The 17,569-nt window shown below is 36.9% G+C and carries 16 protein-coding genes; 2 read left to right on the forward strand and 14 right to left on the reverse strand.

Annotated features, from left to right (window positions below; all coding sequences use genetic code 11):
• Positions 1 to 76: 76 nt before the first annotated feature.
• The 4 genes from EK386_RS01485 to EK386_RS01500 form a co-directional block, all read right to left on the reverse strand.
• Positions 77 to 589, reverse strand: coding sequence for an adenine phosphoribosyltransferase (locus EK386_RS01485; RefSeq protein WP_126657232.1), 513 nt, complete (start codon positions 587 to 589; stop codon positions 77 to 79).
• Positions 590 to 606: 17 nt separating this feature from the next.
• Positions 607 to 2,940, reverse strand: a complete 2,334-nt coding sequence (recJ, locus tag EK386_RS01490) for a single-stranded-DNA-specific exonuclease RecJ (protein WP_126657233.1) — start codon at positions 2,938 to 2,940, stop codon at positions 607 to 609.
• A 287-nt stretch (positions 2,941 to 3,227) separates the two neighbouring features.
• Positions 3,228 to 5,495 (reverse strand): protein translocase subunit SecDF, encoded by a 2,268-nt coding sequence (gene secDF / locus EK386_RS01495; RefSeq protein WP_126657234.1) that lies wholly within the window; start codon positions 5,493 to 5,495, stop codon positions 3,228 to 3,230.
• Positions 5,496 to 5,694: 199 nt separating this feature from the next.
• Positions 5,695 to 6,006 (reverse strand): post-transcriptional regulator, encoded by a 312-nt coding sequence (locus EK386_RS01500; protein WP_126657235.1) that lies wholly within the window; start codon positions 6,004 to 6,006, stop codon positions 5,695 to 5,697.
• A gap of 92 nt (positions 6,007 to 6,098) precedes the next feature.
• On the opposite strand from EK386_RS01500, the gene EK386_RS01505 reads away from it, so the two are divergent.
• Entirely contained in the window at positions 6,099 to 7,619 is a 1,521-nt protein-coding gene (locus tag EK386_RS01505) for a putative polysaccharide biosynthesis protein (protein ID WP_126657236.1), read from the forward strand.
• Here the strand turns inward: EK386_RS01505 and EK386_RS01510 are convergent.
• From EK386_RS01510 to EK386_RS20370, 8 genes are all read right to left on the reverse strand, one after another.
• A complete protein-coding gene (locus EK386_RS01510; RefSeq protein ID WP_126657237.1) occupies positions 7,590 to 8,240 on the reverse strand; it encodes a DUF421 domain-containing protein in 651 nt (216 codons plus the stop codon). The genes EK386_RS01505 and EK386_RS01510 overlap by 30 nt on opposite strands.
• A 148-nt stretch (positions 8,241 to 8,388) precedes the next feature.
• Positions 8,389 to 8,649, reverse strand: coding sequence for a preprotein translocase subunit YajC (gene yajC, locus EK386_RS01515; protein WP_126657238.1), 261 nt, complete (start codon positions 8,647 to 8,649; stop codon positions 8,389 to 8,391).
• Between the two features lie 159 nt (positions 8,650 to 8,808).
• Positions 8,809 to 9,954, reverse strand: a complete 1,146-nt coding sequence (gene tgt, locus EK386_RS01520) for a tRNA guanosine(34) transglycosylase Tgt (protein ID WP_126657239.1) — start codon at positions 9,952 to 9,954, stop codon at positions 8,809 to 8,811.
• A gap of 39 nt (positions 9,955 to 9,993) precedes the next feature.
• The gene (queA, locus tag EK386_RS01525; protein ID WP_126657240.1) at positions 9,994 to 11,031 is read right to left on the reverse strand and encodes a tRNA preQ1(34) S-adenosylmethionine ribosyltransferase-isomerase QueA; all 1,038 of its coding nucleotides are present in this window, start codon (positions 11,029 to 11,031) and stop codon (positions 9,994 to 9,996) included.
• Between the two features lie 17 nt (positions 11,032 to 11,048).
• Entirely contained in the window at positions 11,049 to 12,053 is a 1,005-nt protein-coding gene (gene ruvB / locus EK386_RS01530) for a Holliday junction branch migration DNA helicase RuvB (protein ID WP_126657241.1), read from the reverse strand.
• Positions 12,054 to 12,065: 12 nt separating this feature from the next.
• Positions 12,066 to 12,686, reverse strand: a complete 621-nt coding sequence (ruvA, locus tag EK386_RS01535; protein ID WP_126657242.1) for a Holliday junction branch migration protein RuvA — start codon at positions 12,684 to 12,686, stop codon at positions 12,066 to 12,068.
• A gap of 548 nt (positions 12,687 to 13,234) precedes the next feature.
• Positions 13,235 to 14,086 (reverse strand): phosphotransferase, encoded by an 852-nt coding sequence (locus tag EK386_RS01540; protein ID WP_126657243.1) that lies wholly within the window; start codon positions 14,084 to 14,086, stop codon positions 13,235 to 13,237.
• Position 14,087: 1 nt separating this feature from the next.
• On the reverse strand, positions 14,088 to 15,530 hold the full coding sequence (locus EK386_RS20370) for a LysM peptidoglycan-binding domain-containing protein (protein ID WP_218939059.1): 1,443 nt from the start codon (positions 15,528 to 15,530) through the stop codon (positions 14,088 to 14,090).
• Positions 15,531 to 15,674: 144 nt separating this feature from the next.
• On the opposite strand from EK386_RS20370, the gene EK386_RS01550 reads away from it, so the two are divergent.
• Positions 15,675 to 16,205, forward strand: a complete 531-nt coding sequence (locus tag EK386_RS01550) for a transcription repressor NadR (protein WP_126657244.1) — start codon at positions 15,675 to 15,677, stop codon at positions 16,203 to 16,205.
• A 79-nt stretch (positions 16,206 to 16,284) separates the two neighbouring features.
• Here EK386_RS01550 and EK386_RS01555 read toward each other — a convergent pair whose 3' ends face one another.
• Positions 16,285 to 16,668, reverse strand: coding sequence for a thiol-disulfide oxidoreductase DCC family protein (locus EK386_RS01555; protein ID WP_126657245.1), 384 nt, complete (start codon positions 16,666 to 16,668; stop codon positions 16,285 to 16,287).
• A gap of 13 nt (positions 16,669 to 16,681) precedes the next feature.
• The gene (pheA, locus tag EK386_RS01560; protein ID WP_126657246.1) at positions 16,682 to 17,554 is read right to left on the reverse strand and encodes a prephenate dehydratase; all 873 of its coding nucleotides are present in this window, start codon (positions 17,552 to 17,554) and stop codon (positions 16,682 to 16,684) included.
• Between the last annotated feature and the right edge of the window lie 15 nt (positions 17,555 to 17,569).

The following is a 17,569-nucleotide window of genomic DNA, read 5'->3' on the forward strand; positions in this document are numbered from 1 at the left end:
TACGACAATTTCGTACATTCTTTGTCGATATTTTTGAAAAACCCCTTTCAAAAGATTTGAAAGAGGTTTTTAGTAATTAATATTCAATTAACGTTTTAATCGGGAAGTCGCCAATTTTACTGCGGCCATCTAACTCTTTAAGTTCAATGATAAATGCACACCCTGCAACAACGCCACCTAATTTTTCAATTAATTGAACAGTTGCATCAACTGTGCCGCCTGTTGCTAATAAATCATCCACGATTAAAGCCTTTTGTCCAGGTTTAATGGCGTCCTTATGCATTGTTAATACATCTGTACCGTATTCTAAACCATATTCCACACGTACGACTTCACGAGGTAATTTCCCCTCTTTACGAACGGGTGCAAAGCCTACTTCAAGTGCATAGGCAACAGGGCAACCAATAATAAAACCGCGCGCTTCAGGACCTACAATAATTTCTGCTCCGACTTCTTTTGCAAATTTTACAATTTCATCTGTCGCATATTTATAAGCCGCACCGTTATCCATAATTGTTGTGATATCTTTGAAGCTGATGCCTTCTTTCGGCCAGTTTTCAACAGTTGTTACGTATTGTTTTAAATCCATTATCTAATTTGTCCTCCTTAGGAATAGTGATATTCCTTCATTCGATCATTGAACCATTGTTTTAATTCTACGTATGGTGCATATAACAGGGCTTGTTCAATTTCAATTTGTTGAACTCGTTTTTTATACACCTGCGCATCAGATAGCGCTCGTTTCGGTGCACTTTCGTCTATAGTTGTCAGACCATTATCTATTTTAACAAATCCTAGCTCAAAAAACACGTTTGTCATAAACTTTATTACTTCGACATTTAAACCGATATGTTGCGATAACTGTTCCATATAGTTTTTCAATTGAAAACCAGGACGCTTCTTTAAAAATGAATAGTACCAAGCAAAATGCTCCCGTGTTGGCATACCATTGAAAAATTTTGATTCTGGTGTATGGAAGATGGCGTAAATTCGTTTTGGTGAATAATGCGATAATACCCTTTCCAATAAATCGAAACTCTCAGGTAAGTCTAGCAATACAAGATATTGTGCTTTAGATTCAATCATATTATCCGTATTCACAAGTTGTATTTGTGTCTTCATTGTTGATTCAAAAAGCGGAACGGTCTTTTCATTGAATGCCACAATCAAACTATCTTCTATAGGGAGTGAGGACGCCCATTTTTGCACTTGTCCTTTTCCACGATAGTCAAATAACTGCCATTCATTTGTCTTGACATCCGCAATCATAAATTGTGGCTTTTTGTTTCCTTGCCATTCGTTAATTTGTAAATCTCCAACAAAGGATAATTGCACGCCATAGGAAATTTCTTCATGTAAATAGCCTTTATTAAAGCCGATTGCATCGATTATACCGAGCTCGTCTTCTAGCTCCATTTTTATATGATTTTCCCCTGCACCGATTTTACGCATTGATCGTATTTGAACATTTTGTAAGGCATAATTCGGTTTTGAAAATCCTGTTCCAAAAGGTCCAAGTTTTTTGATTTCTGCTATCGATTCAACGGAAATTTCACCAATATCAACAGGTACATCTATAATAAGTTTTGGGGTAAGCATTTCTTCTGTTAAACATGCTCTTGCTTGTGTATCAAGACGAGTACGTAACTCATCCACATGTTCTAAGGAAAACGTCATCCCCGCTGCCATTGGATGCCCTCCAAAATGAGGTAAAATATCTCGATTTTTTGCCAATTCATTGTATAAATGGAAACCTTCAATACTACGACCTGATCCCTTTGCCGTTCCTTTTGCAGCATCAAGAGATAATACAATTGTAGGTTTGTAATATTTTTCAACTAAACGCGAGGCGACAATTCCAATGACACCTGGATTCCAGCCTTCTTTCGCAATGACGGTAACGAGTGAATTGGCTATCACTTCATTATTTTCGATCATTTCAATTGCCTGCTTCGTAATCTCATTGACAATTTCTTTTCGTTCTGTATTTTTATCATTTAAAAGTTTAGCCCCAATAGTCGCATCTAATTCATTTTCACTCATTAAAAATGCAACGCCTGGATCGGCATCGCCTAATCGACCAATTGCATTTAAACGCGGCCCAAAATAAAAGCCAATTACCTCCTCATCAACCTCGTGCTGTTTCACACTTGTTACTTCACATAATGCTCTTACCCACGGATTGTTTGATTGGCGCAACTGTTTTATTCCTTGCTTTACTAAATAGCGATTTTCACCAACAAGCGGGACAAGATCGGCCACTGTACCAATCGCCGTAAATTCAAATAAATGTTCCGGCACTTCCCCATATAAGGCATGGGCTAATTTAAAAGCAACCCCCACTCCTGCTAAGTCTCCAAATGGATAGTGCCCCTCAGGTACACGGGGATGGATAATCACATCAGCTGGAGGCAATACATCCCCAGGTTCATGGTGGTCTGTAACGATAACATCCATGCCCAGCTCTTTTGCAATACGAATCGGCTCAATCCCACTAATGCCATTGTCAACCGTAATAATTAGTTGTACACCATCTTCATATGCCTTTTTGAATAATTCTTCGTGTGGACCATAGCCGTGTGTAAAACGGTTCGGAATACAGAAATCCACATCTGCACCTAAGTCGAGTAGTACATTCATCATAACCGTAGTACTAGTAACCCCATCTGCATCATAGTCTCCGTAGATTAATATTTTCTCACCCTGATTTAACGCTTCTTCAATACGTTCTACTGCTTCTTTCATACCATTTAATAGGTACGGATCATGTAAATGACTTTCGTTCATATGTAAAATGGCTTTGGCTTTTGTTGGCGTTTCATAACCTCTTGAAATTAATATTTTAGCGGCAAGCGATGTAATATTTAATTCATTTTGTAAAGTTGCAATTTGTTGTTCATTAGGTTGTTGGATCATCCACTGTTTTTCTGATTTAATCATTTTGTCACATCCTTATCCTAATTATAGCGAAATATCATGCTTCCTACTAACCTATAAAGTGAAACTTCAATCCGTGGGGGTTTTCTTCATCCCCCATGGATTGTTAGTTGAACCAATCGGGCTTTTACGGGCAGTTGATCTCCCACCTATCCTTTTTGTTCTACTTAAGTCTTGAGGTGGAAGTCTTTACTGCCCGTTAATGCGGGATAAAAATAGATTAATTGCGCATTACATGAAAAAAAGACAAAGTGTAGCAATTTACACTTTGTCTTATTCATTTGGCAATATTACACAAGCGGCTCGTCTGAACCCCATTGTTTTTTCTCTTTTTTCTCTACTGCTGTACCTTTTTTACCCATTTCACGAACCTTTAAAGTATACCAAATTTGAGCGGCGATACAGATAGATGAATACATACCTGTAATTAAACCAATTAGTAATGCAATCGAGAAGTTACGAATAGCTGGTGCGCCAAAGATTAACAATGCAACAACTACTATAATAACCGTTAGCACTGTGTTAATTGAACGACCCATTGTTTGGCGTAATGATTTATTTACAATCTCAGCCAATTCTTCTTTTGTTGAAATTCGTCCTTTGCGATCCACATTTTCTCGGATACGGTCAAAGGTAACAATTGTATCGTTAATTGAATAACCAACTATCGTTAAAATAGCTGCGATAAATGTGATATCGACTTCTAAACGGAATAGACTAAATAGCGCTACCATGAAGAATACGTCATGTACTAAGGATGCAATTGCCCCAACACCCATGCGCCATTCAAATCGGAACGCCACATAAATAATAATTCCTAATGCAGCAATTGAAAGTGCTTTGATCGCATTTTTAACAAGCTCTTTACCAACTGTGTCTGAAACCGTACTTACGCTAGGCTCATGACCATAATCTTTCAAAACTGCCGCTTTAAAATCTAAAATTTCTTTTTGAGCTAAGTCATCTTTATAGCGAATTACAGCCGTATTTTGTTCCTCACCCGTAATGACCACATTTTCCGATGGGAATCCAATCGAATCAATATATTCTGTGATTTCTTCTTGAGTAATTTGTTGATCGGCTAAAATTTCTACACGAGAACCACTTGAGAAGTCGATCCCTAGATTCAATTTAAAAATACCTAAGATGATTGCTCCCACTAATAAAATTACGATTGAGAAGGAATAAAACTTCTTACGGTTATGAACAAAGTCAAAACGGTCAAAGTTTGTTGATAAATCTAATGATTCTAAACCTTCAGAAGCATCATGAATTTTAGATTTTCTAACCCCGTACAATGTTGGACTCTCAAAGTAACCACTCTTAATAAGTAATCCCAGTAATATACGTGATAACCAAACAGCTGTTACGAAACTTAATACAATTGAAATCATTAATGTTGTGGCAAACCCTTTAACTGAGCTTGTCCCAAAGTAGAACAGAACTACTGCTGCAAGTAATGTCGTTAACTGTGCATCAATGATAGCAGATAGTGATTGTTTCGAACCAAGATGATACGCTTCTTTAATCGGTTTACCTGTACGTAGCTCTTCTCTAATCCGTTCAGCCGTTAAAATGTTCGCATCGACGGCCATCCCAATCCCAAGTACAAGTGCGGCAATACCTGGTAATGTTAGTACTGCATTGATTCCATTGAAAACTAGTAATACTAAAAACGTAAATACAGATAATGTAATAATTGAAATAAACCCTGGTAATCGGTAATAGAATAACATAAAGATAAAGATTACAAGTACACCGACAATACTAGCAAATACAGTACTTTTTAATGCTTGTTCACCGAATTGAGCACCTACAGAGGTAGAATAAATTTCAGTTAATTTAACTGGAAGTGCACCAGCATTTAAAACACTTGCAAATTCTTTTGTTTCTTGAACCGTAAAGCTACCGCTAATCATAACCTCTGTCGTATTTAATACTTGGTTAACAGAAGCGGCAGAAACAAACTTCGGATCTGGTTTTTGTGCTTCTGCTGCGTAAGAATCTACACCTTCTTCAAAATCCATCCAAACAACTAATAGATTTTGACCTGGTGGCATTTGTAAAATCTTTTGTGTAACATCAGCAAATTTAGATGCATCCTTTAATGTAAGTGTTACGATCGGTTGGTTTTGTTGATCAAATGAAGCAGCAGCCCCACCCTCTTTTAAATCCATTCCATCTAACAATACATTGTCGTTCACATCTCGGAATGTTAAATTAGCCGTACTTGATAACAACTCACGTGCAGATGATTGGTCATCAATCCCTGCAAGTTGAACGCGAATTCGATTTTCCCCTTCAACCTGAATACTCGGTTCACTAACGCCAAACTGATTAATTCGGTTTGAAAGTGCCGTCGTTGTATCCGTCATAACATCCTGTGTAATTTTTTGTCCTTCTTTAAGTGGTGCTACCTCGTAAAGAACCTCAAACCCACCTTGTAAATCAAGCCCTAGTTTTACGTCTTTTAAAACTCCTTGTACCGTTGTACCCATTGCCGCAAATAACACGATGACGATGAGTGCAAAAGTAAAAATACGGCTTTTTAGCTTCATTTTAAAAATCCTCCTCAAACTTGTGTCTACACAATCTGCGTACACACAAAAACGCCTGAAACGTTTCTTACCGAAAATATGTTGTTGTAACTCTTTCATGATTTGACAAAAACTTATACAAATCAACAATTTATATGTAGCATACTAATTATGAGTCACAAAGGCTAACCTGTCAAACTGAATCCCTATAAAATAATTCTCAATTTTGAGTGGATCTGGGCTTAAGAAGTTCGTTTAATTCGTCTTGATTCAATTCGCCAAACCAATTATCAGATTGGAATTGTTGTATTTGGAAATGACTAACAATTTCGGATGCTTTTATTGAATAAATGGTCGAAACAATTTCATATAAATGAATCTCCTCCATTTTCTTCTTTCGCCATTTTTTTTGAATACAAAAATTCCAAATGTCCTCCACAGTAATTTGGTCATACTCGTAATACTGAATTTCCTCTAATTTACTTTCTAGAACTGGTAAAACTTTATTGAAAAGCTTGTCGTATTGAATCATAACATTCACCCCATCCAATAGTTTTAAGTCTCGTCCCCTTTGCATACAAATATTGTAGCTGATATTTCTTTTTATGAGAAGGGATTGAATGAATGGGATCGTCGTTTATTAAAGGAACAATTTTTCTAACGTTTGTCATCTTCTTATCGAAGCTTTTTGGCTTTATATATAGGATGCAATTTATGCGTGTTGCAGGAGAAGAAGCTGTAGGGATTTACATGACCTCCTACCCAGCTTTTGTTTTTTTTATTTCCCTCCTACAACTCGGCATTCCAATTGCCCTTGCTAAAATTGTGGCCGAGCTTCATGCAAAAAAACGAGATGGTCAATTAAAATCCGTTATGCAAACTGCAACGAGATGGTCAATCATTTCGATTATTCTCTTTGCACCAATTCTGTATTTCTTTATTCCATTTTTGGCAGGCACACTATTACATAATGAAGCAACTAAGTTAACCTTATATATCGCATTAGGTGCCGTTCCAATCGTTGTTTTTTCAGGTTTAATTCGAGGATATTTACAAGGGATTGCCGTTATTTCAGCTACTGCCTGGTCACAAATGCTCGAACAATTGGTCCGAATTGCATTAATTACAACTTTATTGCCGCTATTTGTAACACCAGAAAACCCCACTTCAACTGCTGCCTATGCAATGGCCATTACAGCTGCGGGTGAACTATTCTCATTTATTTACTTATATATCCATTACACAATAAAGAAAAAAAGACCGAAACAATCTGAAAGCACAAAACCTTACCCTGCTATGCCACTTTTACGAATTGCAGTCCCTTCAGCGGGCAGTCGATTGTTCGGTACCTTTACTTGGTTTTTAGAGCCGATTGTATTTTTAAAAGCTTTAACCGTTGCAGGTGTGACGGCAGCAGGGGCAACAACTTTATACGGAGTTATTTCTGGCGTACATATTCCGTTGTTGTTATTTCCTTCTTTTATACCAAACGCCCTAGCAATTGTGTTAATTCCAGCTGTTAGTGATGCTGTTGCAAGAAGCAATCATCAATTATTAAATGAACGTATTGGTATTTCATTACGCTTATCGTCTATTGTTGGTTGTTATGCTGCAACTTATTTTTTCTTACACGGCGATGAGTTAGCGATGAAATTGTTCCATTTAGAGGAAAACCGTGGATTTATGCGTGTATTAGCTCCCATTTTTTACTTTTACTATATCCAAAGCCCTCTACATTCGATTTTGCAAGCAGTCGATGAGGCACGCCCTGCTATGATGAATTCGATTTATGGTGGACTTGGAAAATTATTTGTCATGTTTGTCCTGGCATCTCAACCATTTATTCAAGAGTTTGGTGCAATCATCGCAATCGGCTTTGGTGTGTTAATCACATCATTTTTACACATCGCCACACTGCGTAGTCATAAAATGATTGCTGCTGGTTTTAGATTTTTTGCCATTCCATACGGTATTTTTATTATAACTTGTGTTGCACAAACATTTATTTTACCAAAGTTGTCCTTTGATTTTTGGACAAACAGTGGGATGACGGTCCTATTATTGACAATCCTTTTACTTTTAACAAACCAATTAAAATGGAGTGATTTTAAATTTTTACGATCCATTTTTACTAGACGATCGTAATTGGACTTGAATATCGTAATTTTCATAGCAGCAAAAGAAAATTTCCTCCAAATTGTTGTACCCTTTGTTTTTCAAGCTTTGGATAAGCCATTCTTTATCTTTCTGGATTAACGTTAAATGTCTTTCAACAATAAAACCATCTACAATTAACGGTAAAATTAATGGATCATCATCTTTTAAAAAAATTGATAATTTCCCCGAAGGCTCTAAAAAGGCATACGCAATTTTAGAAACGGAGGGGATTCTTTCTTCACGCATCTGTTGGAATAAGTCGTCTAAATTATATCGTTGCTTTCGCATTTCTTCTTGTTGGATGACGCCATCACGAACCATGATGGAAGGATCCCCATCAATTAAATCTCGTACCTTCTTATTTTTAAGTGTAATAAGGGAATTTAAATATTGAATAATAAATAAAATGATAATTGGAAAAACATTTTGAAACAAAGGTGTATCCACATCTTCTAATGCAAAGGCAACACATTCTGCAATTAAAACAAAGATAACTAAGTCCATGATACTTAATTCGCCAACTTCTCTTTTTCCCATTAAACGAAATACAATTAAAATAAAGATATATAAAAATATCGTTCTTAAAAGAATTTCCAAATAAACTTCCATAGCGCACATCCTTTCACATCCATTGTACTCACAACAAAAAAGGACTATACCCCGAAAAGCAGAAAGGCGTTCGTCCAGCTTCGAAAGCAAAAATTAAAAAAGCTTACTTATTCGGAACTTGTCCAAATGAGTAAGCTTTTGATTTGTCTTATTCAGTAATAACACGACCAATTGCTTGGCGCTCAAATTTCATACGCGTATTACCTTCAACAATAATCGTTACTGTTGCATCTTCAATTGCATCCACTTCTCCGTGAAGTCCACCAATCGTTACAACACGATCTCCCTTTTTTAAACCACTTTGCATTTGCGCAGTTGCTTTTTGTCTTTTTTGCGCTGGTCGGATTAAAATAAACCACATTGCAACGAACATAATTAGGATAGGTAATAAGCCTGTTAAAGTATCCATGTATCTATATCCCCCTTTCTAAATCTCACTTTTTAAGTATAGTATAAACCCTTAGAAAAAAGCGATTTCAAACGTTAGTTTTTATAAAAATAATCAGATTTTTATTATATATTAGTAGTTATCTTCTTTTTTTCGTAACAATTTGTCACAAACTTTAAGTTAGAAGTTTTTCGCATCCGGTTTATTAAAGCCATATTTCTCAAAGAACTCTTCACGGAAATCACCTAGTCGATCTTCACGAATCGCTTGTCGAACTTGTTCCATTAAGTTTAATAGGAAATGTAAATTATGATAACTTGTTAGACGAATACCGAATGTTTCTTCTGTACGAATTAAATGACGAACATAAGCACGTGAATAATTTTTACAAGTGTAACAATCACAATTTGGATCAATTGGACCGAAATCGCGTGCATATTTTGCGTTTTTCACAACTAAACGACCTTCTGATGTCATTAATGTACCATTACGTGCAATTCGAGTTGGTAATACACAATCAAACATATCGATTCCGCGAATAGCTCCATCAATGAGTGAATCAGGCGAGCCTACCCCCATCAAATAACGAGGTTTGTTTTCAGGTAATAAAGGTGTTGTAAATTCAAGTACACGATTCATAATTTCCTTTGGTTCACCTACAGATAATCCACCTACTGCATAACCAGGGAAATCTAGCTCTACAAGGGCTTCAGCAGAACGTTTTCGCAGTTCTTCAAATTCTCCACCTTGAACGATACCAAATAGCGCTTGATCTTCAGGACGTGCATGTGCTTCTTTACAACGTTTTGCCCAACGTGTTGTACGGTCAACAGAAGCTAACATATAGTCATATGTAGCTGGGAAAGGTGGACATTCATCAAAAGCCATCATAATATCTGAGCCTAAATCATTTTGAATTTCCATCGCTTTTTCAGGGCTTAAGAAAAGCTTGTCTCCATTTAAATGATTACGGAAATGGACGCCTTCTTCTTCAATTTTACGAAAATCGCTTAATGAAAATACTTGGAATCCACCAGAATCCGTTAAAATTGGGCGATCCCAATTCATAAATTTATGCAGACCTCCAGCTTCCTTCACAATATCGTTACCTGGTCGAAGCCATAAGTGGTATGTGTTCGATAAAATAATTCCTGCATTCATTTCCTTCAATTCTTCAGGTGACATTGTCTTCACCGTAGCTTGTGTTCCAACGGGCATAAAAGCAGGTGTTTCAAAAGAGCCGTGGGGAGTATGAACGATTCCTAGTCTTGCTCCTGTTTGTTTACATGTTTTGATGAATTCATAAGTTACTGCTGGTTTTGTCATTTCAAAATTGTTCCTCTCTTATTTAAAAAGTGCTTCTTGTTAGCGGATTGGTCGAATAAACATCGCATCTCCAAAACTAAAGAAACGATATTTTTCTTCTACTGCCTTATTATACGCATTTAGGATAATTTCTCTAGTCGTAAGCGCACTAACAAGCATGACTAATGTTGATTTTGGTAAATGGAAGTTCGTAATTAATCCATCGATTGCTTTATATTCAAAGCCAGGATAAATAAAAATGCTTGTCCATCCTTGTTCCGCGCGTATTTCTCCATCATATTTTTGAGCGATTGTCTCTAGTGTACGCGTTGATGTCGTACCAACGGCAATTACTTTTCCACCGTTCGCTTTTGTTTCGTTAATCACTTTCGCTGTTTCTTCCGATACACTATAAAATTCTGAATGCATATCATGATTTTCTATGGAATCAACACTTACAGGACGGAAAGTACCAAGGCCTACATGAAGTGTAACAAAGGCAATTTTTACACCTTTTTGTTGAATTTGTTCTAAAATTTCATTGGTGAAGTGTAATCCTGCAGTTGGTGCAGCGGCAGACCCAATTTCCTTCGAGTAAACTGTTTGATAGCGTTCTCGGTCATCCAATGTTTCGTGGATATATGGTGGCAACGGCATTTCTCCTAATTTATCCAAAATTTCATAAAAAATACCATCATAATGAAACTTAAATACGCGACCACCATGTTCTAATTCATTAATACATGTTGCCTTTAGTAAGCCTTCTCCAAAGGAAATCTCTGTCCCTACTTTTACACGCTTCGCGGGCTTAACAAGGGTTTCCCATTCATCATTTTCACCTTGTTTTAATAATAGCACCTCAATATTGGCACCTGTCTCTTCCTTTGTACCAAAAAGTCTTGCAGGCATGACACGCGTATCATTTAAAACAAGGCAGTCTCCTTCGTGTAGCTCTTCTACAATCTGTTTAAAATAACTATGTTCCACTTCCCCCGTTTTTTTGTCCACAATCATTAATCGACTTGCCGTACGATCTTCTAGTGGTGTTTGAGCAATTAACTCTTCTGGTAGGTGGAAATCAAAATCTTCTACTTTCATTTATGTTACATCCTTTTTTAAGTTTGTTCTGGATAAGTATAACCAAAATGTTCATATGCTAATTTCGTCGCAACACGTCCTCTTGGTGTGCGTTGAATGAAGCCGATTTGCATTAAATAAGGTTCATAGACATCTTCAATCGTGATTCGTTCTTCCCCGATTGACGCAGCTAATGTATCGAGTCCAACTGGGCCACCTCTGAACCCTTCAATCATACTGACCATCAGTTTATGATCGATATGATCAAGGCCTTGTGGATCCACTTGCAACAATTCAAGCGCCTGATTTGCTAGTGATAAAGTGATCGATCCATCCCCAATTACTTGTGCATAATCGCGAACGCGTTTTAATAATCGGTTTGATATACGAGGTGTCCCACGAGAGCGTCTGGCAATTTCCCTCGCTGCCAATCGATCAATATTCACCTCAAATACGAGACTGCTGCGTAATACAATCTCTACTAAGGATTCTTCATCGTAATAATCTAAACGCAGCAATACGCCAAAACGATCTCGTAAAGGCGCAGATAAAGAACCAGCTCTTGTCGTAGCCCCAACTAATGTAAACGGAGGTAAATCTAGACGTATTGTTCTTGCTTCAGGTCCCTTTCCTACGACAATATCAAGGCAGAAGTCTTCCATTGCAGGATATAACACTTCCTCAATTGCTCGTGGTAACCGATGAATCTCATCGATAAATAGGACATCTCCAGGCTGAAGCGAGCTTAAAATGGCTGCTAAGTCTCCTGGTCGTTCAATAGCCGGTCCACTTGTTAAACGAATGTTGACATCCAATTCATTGGCAATCACTGCTGCTAGAGTCGTTTTCCCTAGTCCTGGTGGGCCATATAGTAACACATGATCAAGGCTTTCTTGCCGTTTTTTCGCAGCTTCGATAAACACACTTAAGTTATCTTTTACTTTTTGTTGACCGATATATTGTGATAGTTTTTGAGGGCGAAGGGATAGTTCGTATTGTTCATCAAACTCGTTTGCCTCACTTGAAATAATTCGATCCGACATTGTTCTCCCTCCTTATTTCGTTTTTAATAACAATTGCAATGCTTGCTTCATATAACTTTCCGTTGAAGTAAGTTGGTCATTTTCATCTAGTTTAGGCTTAATTTTTGCTAATTCCTTATCTGAATAACCTAGTGCCACTAATGCTAACATGGCCTCTTCTAACTCCTGTTTATTTGGATTTACCCCGAATAACGGCAATTCATCTTCCGCACTTGGTAATTCTACCTGTTCAAGCAATGCACCAAGTTTTCCTTTTAAATCGAGAATCATTTGGCGTGCAGTTTTTTTTCCTACACCAGGAAACTTCACTAAGAAAGCTTCATCTTCTATTTCAATCGCTTGAATGACTTGATTCGGATTGCCACTTGCTAAAATCGCTAAAGCCCCTTTAGGACCAATCCCTGACACTTGAATGAGTTTTCTAAACAATTCTCGTTCATCGAGTGACTTAAATCCATAAATCATATGTGCATCTTCTCGAACATGCATATGTACAAATATCTGTTGCGTATCCTCTTTAATGCGAAACGCAAACGGATTTGGCGTAAAAATTTGCCACCCTATTCCAAGCTGGTCTAACACGACATATTCTGGTGTAACTCTCGTAATTTGTCCTTTTATATAATCATACATCGAAATCCCTCACAATCACTTTTAAAATTATAGCATATTGACCTCACGAGCCCGTAGTATAGCTACATCGAATTTTAAAAACGCATAATTATTATCTTGCTTAAAGAGAAGAAACAAAAACCTTCAATCAGTATTACTTGATAATGAAGAAGTAAATTATATTTTCTACACTTTTAATGAGTAAAATATTTATAAAATAAGCGGCCTACCACTGTAAGCCGCTTATTTTATTAGAAGCATAAGATATACAACCTAACTGTGAGTGGGCCTTTCACAAAGCCGGTGACAAAAACGCCACATCGTGTGGCATTGTCACCATGACCAACATCGTGTTGGCCCCAAAGACAAGTCGTAAAGACACGTATAACGTGGTTTTGCGGCTTGTGTGCATAGCCCGCACACTCCGGAAACTATATACAAAATTATATATAAGTACTTCTTACATAAACGTTACTGAAAAGGCTTTATTTTATTAATAAACCAAAAGAAAGACCGCCCAATTTTAGACGGTCAGCATTTATCTTCTATTCTTCTAATAATATCATAGATCACGATGATTGTAATTTTTCAGTTTCTGCAACTAATCGAGGCCAATGCCTTAATGCGTTTTCTGTAAATGGCATTAAATAGTCTAAGAACACTTCACGCTCATAATCACCTAATTGTAAAACGTATAGCCATTCCCTTAACAGCTCATTCGGGTATTGCAAATAATATAGCTTTTGTTTACAAAGCTCATATAAAAATGGACTTTCAGAAAAAAGCTTTTTTATATTATAGTCCATCGTCGGAAGCGCTCGATGCATCCATAATAACATTTCTTCTGCGGAATCTCCAACAACGGCTAAATCAAAATCAATTAGTTTCATACTTTTATCTTCACAAATTAAAAAGTTATGATGCACGACATCACCATGAAGCAAAGTAAGCTTACCACTAATTTTTTGTCTTCGCTTTCGCATTTGTTTCAATACTCTACTGGCATAGAGAACAATATCAAAGAAAGCCTCATTCAAATAGGGCACTAATTCTTTTTCATGTAAAAGAAAACGTTCCAGTCGTGCGTTCCATTTATGATATAAATGTTGTCTAGGAACACGATAACTATTTTTCCAATCAATTAAATGACTCGTATCGTGTAACGCATTTAAAATCGTTAAAGCTTGCTTTCGCTGAAGTTCATTCGAGAAGTCTGCACTCAAGCTATTACTTTGCCAAACTTGAACAAGTAAGTCTGGCTCATTACTCTTTTTTAATGGGATCACATATGGAAACTTAATGGATTCAAGTTGTTGGTGAATGAATTTTACTTTTTCGTACACTGAATAATTATCGTATTTTTTAATAAATAATGTTCCTTTTGATGTTTCATGCTTCCATATATTATTTTTTATTTGCATTTCAATACTTCCAAGGTGTGTAATGTGGTGAATACGGGTTCATATAAGGATAGCTTTGAAAGTCTGCTGGGTACATCATTTGTTGTTGTGGCATCATCGGGTTCATAGGTTGCATTTGATTTTGGTGTGTCATTGGATTCATAGAATATGGCATATTTTGATATGGCATTCCATGTTGTGACATAGGAGGCATCATTTGGTGTGGACTATCATTATGTCCGTAATAGCTTTGAGTTTGTGGTAAAGAACGACTATCTAGATCCAACATCTCGTGATACATATCAGCCGATTTTGCATCATTGTCATCATAATCATATTGGTTATGAGCATTCATATCATATTCAACTTTATCCGACATACTTTCCATTTCAGAAGAATCTAAAAGCCAATCTGGTAAACTTTGTTGCTCCGATTGCTCCATATATTGTTCCTGACCCGCAACATGCGAAACATCGTAATTTGGTTCGAAATATGGTAACCCATAAGGCATCATTTCTGGTGACATACTTCCCTGACAACCACAAGGATTCACTTGTGGATATTGCTCATGATATCCAACTGGTAACTGGTGATGGTATTGTTGTTGCTCATGGCACCCACATGGTGATTGGTGGTGATGGTGTTGCTCATGGCATCCACATGGCGATTGGTGGTGATGGTGTTTTTCATGGCATCCACATGGCGATTGGTGGTGATGGTGTTGTTTTTCATGGCATCCACATGGTGATTGGTGATGGTAATGATGTGGCTCAAAACATTCACATGGCATTGGGTGATAAACAGGTTGCATATAAGGAACATAAACGATTTGTGGTTGAGGAACTGGCACATACTCAACCTCTTTTTCTTTTTCCATAACAGGTTGTACTTGTACTTGCGGTTGTGGCATTTGAATTTGTGGCATTTCAATAAAGATCGGCTGAGGCTGAGGCATTGGCATCGGCATAGGTTGTGGTTGCATTTGTGGCTGTGGTTGTTGGAAATGCATTTGTGGTGCAAAATCCAAATGGAACTGTGGTGTCATATCAAATTGTGGCATTGGTTGTGGCATTGGCATTGGTGCTGTCATTTCTTCTTTTATAGGTTTTGTCATTTCTTCTTTTATCGGCATTGGCATTGGTGCCGTCATCTCTTCTTTTATTGGTGCTGTCATTTGTTCTTTAGTTGGCATTGGCATTGACATTGGCATCGGCATTTCTTCTGTCAATTTTTCCTTAGGCATTGTTTGCATTTCCTTCGAAGACATTGGTGCAGTTAGTTGCTCCTTAGTCATTGTCGATTTCGTAGGCATTGCTGTATCAGGTAAAATAATTTCCATTCCAGGGACAATATAATCTGGGTTCGCTAAATGAGCATTTAACGCTTTTAACTCATCTAGACCAATCCCATATTGTTTCGCAATCCTCCAAAGTGTCTCACCTTTTTGAACAATATGAATTCGCAAGAAACATCCTCCTTTTCTCGTTTTATAATATGTGAATCAATTGAAAAGGACACAAAAAAATTCTTGGATTTAGTTCCTTCGTGATAAACTATGAATGAGGGAGTTATGTATATACATGAAATTTAATAGCAAAGAGGTGTTTGCATGAAAAAATTATTAGGTGAGGATCGGCGAAATGAATTATTAACATTGTTGAAAAATGCAAATGGCCCTATAACTGGCACGGACCTTGCTAAACATTCCAATGTTTCTCGACAAGTAATTGTCAATGATATGAACTTATTAAAAGCTCGTAATGAACCGATTTTGGCAACTAGCCAAGGTTACATCTATATTAATAAAGATGAGAATGTCATGTATTTTGAACGGAAAATTGTTTGCATACATACAGCAAATCAAGCTGAGGATGAAATGTTAACTATTGTAGATTGTGGTGTTACTTTAAAAAATGTCATTGTCGAACATCCCGTTTATGGTGAAATTACGGCTTCGATGATGTTATCTAACCGCAAAGATGTGGAAAATTTTCTTACACGTGTTCAAGAGACACAAGCCAGCTACTTATCTGCTTTAACAAACGGAACCCATTTACACGTCATTTCCGCCCCAACAGAGGAGCGATTAGATTTAGCAGAAAAAATGCTCCGAGAAAAGGGATATTTGGTTGAAGGTTAATGGATTTATTACGCAGCTTACAATAGTAGGCTGCGCTATTTATAGTTTACTGAATTTCCCGCATGTATTGCTTCCTTCTTTAAAGAAAACGATCGACTTCTTGTTTTGTTGGAATTTTACATTGATTATTCTTTATGAGGTGATGTCGATTTTTTGCTACAAAGTTGTATACAATATTTCCAAGTGGTGCTGGCACAATAATAAAGACATACAACAGTTTCCAAAAACCGTTCAAATGAAGCGCAATCTTTAAAGCAGCAGCTGATTTAACATAAGCCTGTTCTTGATCAATGAATAACACACTATCGATCGTCTTTGGTATGTTATATGCTTCTAATAATCTTTTTCCTGCGTCACTTTGCAAAGAGGCAAATTTAAACTGTTTTAATTGATCTCGCTTCATAATAAATTGTACGCTCTGATTACAAAAGTTACATTCCCCATCAAAAAGAACGATTTTCATAGGAATCCGCACCTCATTCAGGTGTTAAATATGTATAATATGTTCCAAGTGATTTTACTGTGCAACCAAGTGCTTCTAATTCTTCTTTTGCTCCTTTTACCATTAATTCATTTTCGTCTGCTAATATATCAATGATAAAGAAATAATCTCCTAAGCCTGTTTTTAAAGGTCGTGATTCAATTTTACTTAGGTCAATTCGACGCCATGCAAATACAGATAATACTTGGTGTAATGCTCCAGAAACGTTCGTTGGGAGTGTTAACATGAATGTTGTTTTCGCCTTACCCTCTGATTGTTCCATTGGCAATCGCGAATTTTCTTTTGATAATACAAAGAAGCGAGTATGATTGAAATGAAAATCATGGATATTTGGCTCAACGATTTCTAAATCATATTTTTGAGCAGAACTACTATTACCAATTGCCGCAATACATTTGTCTGGGTGATCCGCAACAAATTTTGCCGCCGCTGCTGTGGATGAAGATTGATGTAATGGAACAGAGCTAAAACGATAAAATAAATATTTATGACACTGTGCTAATGCATGGGAATGAGAATAAACACCTTCAATTTTTTGCCAATTAGCTACTTGTGCTTTATGTACCATTAAGTGCTGTTGGATTTTAGATAATACTTCACCTACAACATATAAGTTTGCTTCATGGTATAAATAATCAATTGTTAGAGGGACTGTTCCTTCTAATGCATTTTCAACTGGAACAACGGCATAGTCAACCTTGCCTTCAGATACCGCCTCAATACATTCCGGAATCGTCGTATACGGCATTAGCCATTCATTTGGGAATATCCCTTTTGTTGCTAAATATGTAAAAGATGCTTCTGGCCCTAAATAGGCAACCCGTTTCTCCCAATCTTGATGTTTCACGTTTTATGCCCCCTA

It is taken from the genome of Lysinibacillus antri, assembly GCF_003977595.1.
GTDB lineage: Bacteria > Bacillota > Bacilli > Bacillales_A > Planococcaceae > Ureibacillus > Ureibacillus antri.

What these genes read in the sequence shown, in the direction of transcription:
- EK386_RS01485 (WP_126657232.1), bottom strand. Translation starts at nt 589, where the DNA reads ATGGATTTAAAACAATACGTAACAACTGTTGAAAACTGGCCGAAAGAA.
- recJ (WP_126657233.1), bottom strand. Translation starts at nt 2,940, where the DNA reads ATGATTAAATCAGAAAAACAGTGGATGATCCAACAACCTAATGAACAA.
- secDF (WP_126657234.1), bottom strand. Translation starts at nt 5,495, where the DNA reads ATGAAGCTAAAAAGCCGTATTTTTACTTTTGCACTCATCGTCATCGTG.
- EK386_RS01500 (WP_126657235.1), bottom strand. Translation starts at nt 6,006, where the DNA reads ATGATTCAATACGACAAGCTTTTCAATAAAGTTTTACCAGTTCTAGAA.
- EK386_RS01505 (WP_126657236.1), top strand. Translation starts at nt 6,099, where the DNA reads ATGGGATCGTCGTTTATTAAAGGAACAATTTTTCTAACGTTTGTCATC.
- EK386_RS01510 (WP_126657237.1), bottom strand. Translation starts at nt 8,240, where the DNA reads ATGGAAGTTTATTTGGAAATTCTTTTAAGAACGATATTTTTATATATC.
- yajC (WP_126657238.1), bottom strand. Translation starts at nt 8,649, where the DNA reads ATGGATACTTTAACAGGCTTATTACCTATCCTAATTATGTTCGTTGCA.
- tgt (WP_126657239.1), bottom strand. Translation starts at nt 9,954, where the DNA reads ATGACAAAACCAGCAGTAACTTATGAATTCATCAAAACATGTAAACAA.
- queA (WP_126657240.1), bottom strand. Translation starts at nt 11,031, where the DNA reads ATGAAAGTAGAAGATTTTGATTTCCACCTACCAGAAGAGTTAATTGCT.
- ruvB (WP_126657241.1), bottom strand. Translation starts at nt 12,053, where the DNA reads ATGTCGGATCGAATTATTTCAAGTGAGGCAAACGAGTTTGATGAACAA.
- ruvA (WP_126657242.1), bottom strand. Translation starts at nt 12,686, where the DNA reads ATGTATGATTATATAAAAGGACAAATTACGAGAGTTACACCAGAATAT.
- EK386_RS01540 (WP_126657243.1), bottom strand. Translation starts at nt 14,086, where the DNA reads ATGCAAATAAAAAATAATATATGGAAGCATGAAACATCAAAAGGAACA.
- EK386_RS01550 (WP_126657244.1), top strand. Translation starts at nt 15,675, where the DNA reads ATGAAAAAATTATTAGGTGAGGATCGGCGAAATGAATTATTAACATTG.
- EK386_RS01555 (WP_126657245.1), bottom strand. Translation starts at nt 16,668, where the DNA reads ATGAAAATCGTTCTTTTTGATGGGGAATGTAACTTTTGTAATCAGAGC.